Annotated in this window: 4 protein-coding genes; 3 read left to right on the plus strand and 1 reads right to left on the minus strand. The window is 61.4% G+C overall.

Features of this window, described 5'->3' with window-relative positions; all coding sequences use genetic code 11:
* The first annotated feature begins 421 nt into the window (after positions 1 to 421).
* The 3 genes from JNL55_RS06745 to JNL55_RS06755 all read left to right on the plus strand — a co-directional run bounded on the left by JNL55_RS06745 (position 422) and on the right by JNL55_RS06755 (position 3964).
* On the plus strand, positions 422 to 1216 hold the full coding sequence (locus JNL55_RS06745) for a hypothetical protein (protein WP_293851078.1): 795 nt from the start codon (positions 422 to 424) through the stop codon (positions 1214 to 1216).
* Positions 1206 to 1937, plus strand: a complete 732-nt coding sequence (locus JNL55_RS06750; protein WP_293851081.1) for a hypothetical protein — start codon at positions 1206 to 1208, stop codon at positions 1935 to 1937. Before JNL55_RS06745 ends, JNL55_RS06750 begins: the two co-directional genes overlap by 11 nt.
* 809 nt (positions 1938 to 2746) lie before the next feature.
* Positions 2747 to 3964 (plus strand): DUF1173 family protein, encoded by a 1218-nt coding sequence (locus tag JNL55_RS06755; protein WP_293851087.1) that lies wholly within the window; start codon positions 2747 to 2749, stop codon positions 3962 to 3964.
* Positions 3965 to 4228: 264 nt separating this feature from the next.
* Here JNL55_RS06755 and JNL55_RS06760 read toward each other — a convergent pair whose 3' ends face one another.
* Positions 4229 to 4813 (minus strand): hypothetical protein, encoded by a 585-nt coding sequence (locus JNL55_RS06760; protein ID WP_293851084.1) that lies wholly within the window; start codon positions 4811 to 4813, stop codon positions 4229 to 4231.
* Positions 4814 to 5226: the final 413 nt, after the last annotated feature.

Raw genomic sequence — 5226 nt, forward strand, 5'->3', positions numbered from 1 at the left:
TGATCACGGCTGTCGAAGCCCGGCCGTGCCTCGACGCTAAGCTTTAGGAGAAGCTCCTAGGCAGGAGTCTGCACGAGGCTCATCGCGCGACAGCTGTGCGGCGGACAGCAATCGCGCCGGGGCCTCCTTGCAAACTATTGCAATTTCGTCCCTGGCAAGAGGTCATGCGCCGGGTGACTGCGCAGCAGTTGGACAGGCTGGATACTATGCCAACTGGACCGGGCGCAGCGTGAAGGAATCCGAACAGAGCATCCAGGCGCACTAGCCTGCCATGCCGCCTCCATATACAGTCACCCTCAGGCCAGTAGGCGCCACGAGTTCAGGCTGATCGCACACGAAGCGCCCTGGACTGAGTCATAGCGCTCGCCCGCCAAGACAGGAGGCTGGTAAGATTCGCGCGCCCGCTAGCCCCCCCCTACCTATGCCAGTCGACGAAAAACGCATAGACACCCTCATCCAGTACGCCCTGCTGTTGGCGGGAACGGAGGAGGAACGGACCCACCGCGACCTGGGCCCGATCCATCTGATCAAGTACGTGTACTTGGCTGATCTCGCCTATGCCGAACGTAACGATGGTCAGACGTTTACCGGCATCCAGTGGCAGTTCCACAAATTCGGGCCTTGGTCCCAGACCGTAAACGCACGCATTGCGCCCGCGCTCGCATTGATCGGGGCCGATCAGCGCCACTTCCCCAGTGACTACGGCGATCGAGAGGACTGGGTACGATTTAGTTTGCATGACGAGGACCGATTGAAGGAATGGGAGAAAGCGGTCCCTCCGGTGGTAGCGATGGCTCTGCCGCGCTTAGTACATCGTTTTTTGAAGGACACGCCGTCGCTGCTCGATCACATCTATCGCACACCGCCGATGTTGACGGCCGCGCCGGGCGAGTACCTCGATTTCAGACCCGCTGAACGTGGCGAGACGCAAAAAGCACAGGCGCCGAAGCCGCGGATGGATACGATCTCAGAAAGGCAGAAGAAACGTTACCGTGAGCGCGTGCGTGAACTGCAATTGCAGTTGAAGAAGCGAGCGCAACAGCACCCTGCCCTCGTCAACCCCATGGCTGACGCACGCTACGACGAGACATTTGAGAAAGGAATTCAGTGGCTCGACAGCTTGGCGGGCGAACCCGTAGAGCAACGGGAATACATTGCTGAATTCAGCGATGACGTGTGGAAGTCGGAGGCAAGGAAAGGCGGCGATGTACCCTGATGACTGCATTCAGTCCGTCGTCGGCGGAGAGTGGTGGGTCAAGAATGAAGAACGCACGTTGTGCCGAGGTGCATTGATCGTCGCGTTCCTTCCCCATGTTGATCAGGTTCCATACACATTCGAGCCGGTGGGGAGGAAGGAAGCTGATCGGCACAACGACGCCGTCGTCAAAGTGTCACCCCTCAAGGTCGATCAGCCGCTGAAGCAGACAGATCTTCCGGTTGCCGCAATGGCCTTGCATCATGGCGAGACATGGGCTGCCTACCGAGCGAAGAAGCGGCCGTGCATCGTCGTCGGCATGCCAGGCGCAAAGGTGGACAAGGCACTGGTGCGGGGTGCTGCAAACAGCGCGACAGCACCCACGATGCTGGTTGTCCCGAGCTATGGAGTGCAGCGGAATGTGAATCGGGCCGGCTACCCTCCGGAATTTGTTGAGCGCGTGCGTCACCTCGAATATGCGCAGTTTCTGTGGGACAAGTTGCCCGAGTCTGATGACACCCCAGAATCCATTGTGAGACTCGATCATCTGCAGCCGGTCGGAACGCACTACGCCTCTTTCAAGGTCACGGGCTGGAAGCTAGGTGCTGACGGCTTGAACGTCATAGATGATCTCCTCTCGATCCTCATGCGCGGCGGCGTCGAGGAAGGTTCACTCGTGAACATATACCGCGAACTAGTTAAGGAACTCGTGGGCTCGCCTGCTGAACAGCAGAAAGCTTGATAAGCAAAGGCGTGAGGGGGACACGCATCGGGATGGGTTGATTAGTCCATCTGGGCAGCGCGGGCGTGAACGCTGAGATGAATCGTCGGGGCTGTTGTTGCGAAACAGTGCTGCGAGACAGTCGGGTCGCTCACCCATTCACACAATGCAACGGTTCGCGTGAGCACGCGCTGCATTCGCTTCAGATCCGAAATCTTTCGCGCACGTCGGCCAGACGCTTAGCCGCGAGCGAGCGGCTCGGGCGCCAACTGCCGGGAGCACCTGACTGTTACCAGGTCCGAACGGGCGCGACGGTGTCAAAGCGCTGTGACGGGCCGCGGATGCGTTGGCCAGATAGGTCGTCCTGGCTCGAAACGCTCGGATTCAGCGATGCGCGAGCCCTCCCTGGGTTGGAAGATGGCCGCGCGTGCAAAACCACCCGCGGGAGACGCGCGCGAACCTTCTCAACGATCAGTTCTTATGTGTCCTGAGCCGCGTACGCTGAGCGCGTGAACGTCGCAGAGGATTCCCGCCATCGCCCTAACGCTCTGCATCTCTTGATCTCCGGTTTAGCAAGCCAATGCCCCAGCACCGATAGGAGGTCGACTTCGAAGCGGCAGTCCTTGTAGTGGCCCGGTTCAGCGAGAGCCACACGCTCATCCGGCGCCAGCACTCGGACTGCAACGCCCGATGAGCAGTTTGGACGCGACTTCGATGTCACACGCCTGCGTACGGCGGCCCTACGAGCCGGCGTGGCCCGCCCACAGTGCATCTGCGTGGCAGTAGCCTGCGCCCGACGCTCTGATTCGAGGCGCCTTCTCGTGCAGACAATGTTGATCGAATTCCCGCAGCTAGGCTCCTTCTCGCGCGAATGGCTCGAAGAGAATCCCGAGCAGGCTCAGGAACTGCTCGCTCAGTGCAAGGGCCGTTATCCCGTGTGCAAGTGTCGTGAGCCCGGCCTGCCCCTATATATCGCGCGTCGCAACCGCCTCTATCTCGCACGCGTCCCGAACTCGGGTCCCCAACACGCCCCGTGCTGCCCGTCTTACGAACCGGACCGCTCACTGTGCGGCCTGAGCATCTACTCCGCGCGTGCGCTCAGCGACTGTGGCGAGGGTCGGGTCGCAGTAAAACTCGGTGTGCCGCTGACGATTCGCGGCGAGCGCGCCGGTGCACCGGTGACGAGCGCACAACCGATGGCTGCGGAGCATCGCTTTCGCGATTCGGTTGAGTTGCCGGGTCTATTGCACCTCTTGTGGGAACGGGCCGGTTTCAACCGCTGGAATCCTCGCATGCGCCACCGCCGACACTATCGGCAGGTCTACAAATATTTCCTGGAGGCGGCCGAGACCATTCAGATCCGACGTTATCCACTCACGCGCCATTTGTATGTACCGGAACCCTACGCGCCCGACCAGGCGCTCGAGATCGAAGCACGCCGGCAGCGTGCCTTTCGCGAGCTGAGCCAAACCGCCAGTGGCGTGCCGCTGCGCATTCTGGTGTTCGGCCGGCTGCGCTCGATCGTCGAGACGGCGGCGGGTCCTGGCCTGCGGTTGGCTCACCTGCCCAATGAATTCGTAATTGGCATGCCCCGCGACAAGCTGGCACGCCTTTGCCACAGTACGGCCTTCGCCTGGCTCGATGCCCGCTCGCTCCATCCGGAATTTCAGCTGCTGGTGCTCCTGACGATGCAGCGAGCACCCCATGCGCATTGGCAATTGGAGGATCTGACCGGCATGGTGACCACCGAGGAGTACTTGCCAGTGTTCTCGATTGAAGAAGCACTGGTGGTCAAGCGGCTGGTGCTCGAGGAACGGCACTTCTACAAGCCCTTGCCCTACGACGGCCGGCCGACGCGATTCCCGAACTTCCTGCTCACCGATTGTGGCGAGGCCACGGTGCCGCTGGAGATTGTCGCCGGTAACGCCGCGGATGCGGCCACGCGGCGACTGCGCATTGCCGAGTATGAGGCGAATCAGCAGCGCTACTGGCTGTGGGATGCCTCGGAGCGCGCCCTGCCACCCACGTTGCTGGAGCCCGCCGCTTAACGGCCGCGAGCCTGCGGTGGTCGCCAGCCACTGAAAACAGCTGGTCTGATCCGGTGGATCACTGCCGATCCCCATCATCGCTTCGACCATTCTCGTTCGCCCGCCAGACACGTTCACGCCGATTCCGCAACCTGATATCCCCCGCCGCTCGATGCGAAGACCCGCTCGGACAACAGCTCACTGCTGCGGCATCCGAACAGACACAGGCGGGTTCGACCCCGCCTGTGTCAGCCAAGTCCAAAGCTCCGCAAGCCCTCCGTCGTCTCAGGCCGCTCGCTGATCGCACAGGAAACTTCGATGAACTGCACGCGCCAGCGCCATCCCGGCCGGCGTCATTCGTCCGAGCTGTGCCGCAGGCCTGGCCTGCACATGCAGATGCACCAACTGCGTTCCGATGCCACATCGTTGATAGCGCTCGGCCACCCAGGCACCGACTGCGCCCCAGTCATTGCTCACGTAGCCAATGGGAATGTCCGCTAGAAACGCGACAATCACCTCATCGTACCGGGGCAGGCAACGCGCTGCCGCTTCCTGCTCACTCATGTAGATCGCGAGTCCCTGCGCGTTGCGCAACTGCTCGCCATCGGCATCGCGAGCGACATAAAACAAACGTCGATCGCTCTGGCGAAGCTCGACATCACCATGCCGCGTCTTCACCACGCCTCTGAGGCGTGGTCGTTGCGAAGGCGGTCCGAGCCAACGAAATGACCGGACTTCGCCATACCCGGCATACACCTGCGCGTCGATGTAACCTGTACAGTGCAACTCCATGAACTGCGCTGACGTGAGCTGCGATGGGTGGCAGCCGCCGTACCATCGCGATCCGTTCAAGGCGTCTTGATCCGCCATGACGTGTTCCTCCTCAATCGAGATGAGCCGTTCCGGCGAACCTCGGGTAGCGGCGACCGCTCAGGTTGTGCGGCATCGCTGCCCGACCCTCCTCGACACGGCATGAAATGAAATCGGGACGCGTCGTTGAAAGCGGCCCGTGGGACGCCGCACGCGTCCGTGAGATCCGGTGGCCCGAGTGCAACAGCGCTGGGCCTGTGACTGACTCAACCGAACCCGCAAGGCTGGGAGTCTGCGGGCAAGCGATGTTTGCTGGTTCAACTCCACTCAGACGTGGTGGACTGCGTCTCTGACACCTTCCAACAGCGCCCTCAAACCATGCTCACGTTTCTTTGATCTGAATGATGCGATCCGCCACGATCAGATGTCGTCGAAGTGTCGCCAGCAGTTGCGCCGAGGCGCCTGGGCTCGAT

The organism is Steroidobacter sp. (assembly GCF_016790065.1).
Taxonomy (GTDB): Bacteria; Pseudomonadota; Gammaproteobacteria; order Steroidobacterales; family Steroidobacteraceae; genus Steroidobacter.